This window comes from Streptomyces griseorubiginosus, from assembly GCF_017614965.1.
Lineage (GTDB): Bacteria > Actinomycetota > Actinomycetes > Streptomycetales > Streptomycetaceae > Streptomyces > Streptomyces griseorubiginosus_B.
The window spans coordinates 1-1,902 of record NZ_WVUG01000600.1 but is presented as its reverse complement, the minus strand read 5'-3'; the positions used below and the strand labels follow the sequence as shown (position 1 = coordinate 1,902).

Sequence of the window (1,902 nt, the reverse complement as noted above, 5' to 3'; positions counted from 1 at the left end):
CCGTACGGGGGGCGATCGCGGGAGATGGGGGACAGCAGGCTGATCCACGGCCGGTACCGGCTGCTCGACCTGATCGGGCGGGGCGGTATGGGCGAGGTGTGGCGGGCCCGGGACGAGTCGCTGGGCCGGCATGTCGCCGTGAAGTGCCTCAAGCCCCTCGGCCCCCACCACGACCAGGCCTTCACCCGGGTCCTGCGGGAACGCTTCCGCCGGGAGGCCCGCGTGGCCGCCGCGCTGCAACACCGCGGGGTGACGGTCGTGCACGACTTCGGCGAGGACGACGGCGTCCTCTATCTCGTGATGGAGCTGCTGGAGGGCCGCAACCTCAGCCAGCTCCTGGAGGACAACCAGCACCACCCGCTGCCGGTGGCCGACGTCGTGGACATCGCCGACCAGGTCTCCGCCGCCCTCGCCTACACCCACCGGCAGGGCATCGTGCACCGCGACCTCAAGCCCGCCAACATCATGCGGCTCACCGACGGCACGGTGAAGATCTGCGACTTCGGCATCGCCCGCCTCGGCCACGACATCGGCTTCACCTCCCGGCTCACCGGCACCGGCATCGCGATGGGCACCCCGCACTACATGTCCCCGGAGCAGATCGGCGGCTCCGAGGTCGACCAGCGCAGCGACCTGTACTCGCTGGGCTGCGTGCTCTACGAGATCGCCACCGGCGCCCCGCCCTTCGACCTCGACGACGCCTGGGCCATCCTCGTCGGCCACCGCGACACCCCGCCCCGTCCGCCGCGCAGCCTGCGCCCCGAACTGCCCGAGTACCTCGACAAGGTCATCCTCGACCTGCTGGCCAAACGCCCCGAACAACGCCCGCACGACGCCCGCGAGTTGGGCCGGCGCATCAGCTTGGGCCGGACGACACCGGCGTACGTGCCCACGGTGGTGACCCCGCAGCCGGTGCTCCGGCCGCCCGAGCAGCCCCCCTCCCGCGAGGCCCGCCTGCCGTCCTGGACGCGCGGGATGACCACCGGCCACAAGGCCACCGGAGCCGGGCTGAGCACCACCCCGCCGGACGCCGGGGCCGGGCTCACCGGCGAGTGGATCGCCCGGCCGGCGCACGGCCACGCGGAGGAGCCGGCGCCCGACCGGCCCTCCGCTCCGTCCCCGCAGACGCTCGCCGCCCTGGTAGGACGGCACAACGCCGGACTGAGCCTCGGCAGACTCGGACGCTGGGCGGAGGCCGGTGAGGTGCACCGGGCGGTCGCCGCCGAACGCGCCCACCTGCTCGGCCCCGACCACCCCGACACCCTCGCCAGCCGCTACGAGGTCGCCTTCACCCTCAGCCGCACGGGCCGCGCCGCCGAGGCGCTGCAGGAGTACAAGCACGTGGCCGCCGCGAGAACCCGAGCCCTGGGCGCCGACCACCCCGACACCCTCGCCGCCCGCCAGGAAATGGCGTACGTGCTGGGCCAGTTGGGCCGTCACTTCGACGCCCACGAGGTGTACAAGTCGGTGCTCGCCGCGCGTGAGCGGGGGATGGGCGCCGACCACCCCGACACCCTGCGCTGCCGGCACAACCTCGCCTTCAACCTCAGCAGACTCGGGCGTCTGGAGGACTCGTACCGCATGGCCCGCGAGGTGGCCGCCGCCCGCGCCCGCGTGCTCGGGCCCGACCACCCCGACACCCTGGTCACCCGCTACGAGGTCGCCTACGCGCTCGGCCAGCTGGGCCGCTGGCCGGAAGCCCTGCAGACATACCGCGAGGTCGCCGAGGCCCGCGCCCGGGCCCTGGGCCCCGACCACGCCGACACCCTCGCCGCCCGCTACGAGGTCGGCATCAGCCTGGGCCGCCTCGGCCGCAGCGCGGAGGCCCTCACCCTCTACCGCGAGCTGATCGACGACCGCACCCGCGTCCAGGGCCCCACCCACCCCGAGACCCTCCGCGCC

At 74.3% G+C, this 1,902-nt stretch carries 1 protein-coding gene; it reads left to right on the top strand.

The window, feature by feature from the left end:
- Positions 1–24: 24 nt before the first annotated feature.
- Positions 25–1,902, top strand: a 1,878-nt coding sequence (locus GRC12_RS44055; protein ID WP_208786036.1) for a serine/threonine-protein kinase, incomplete at its 3' end; no start/stop codon positions are given.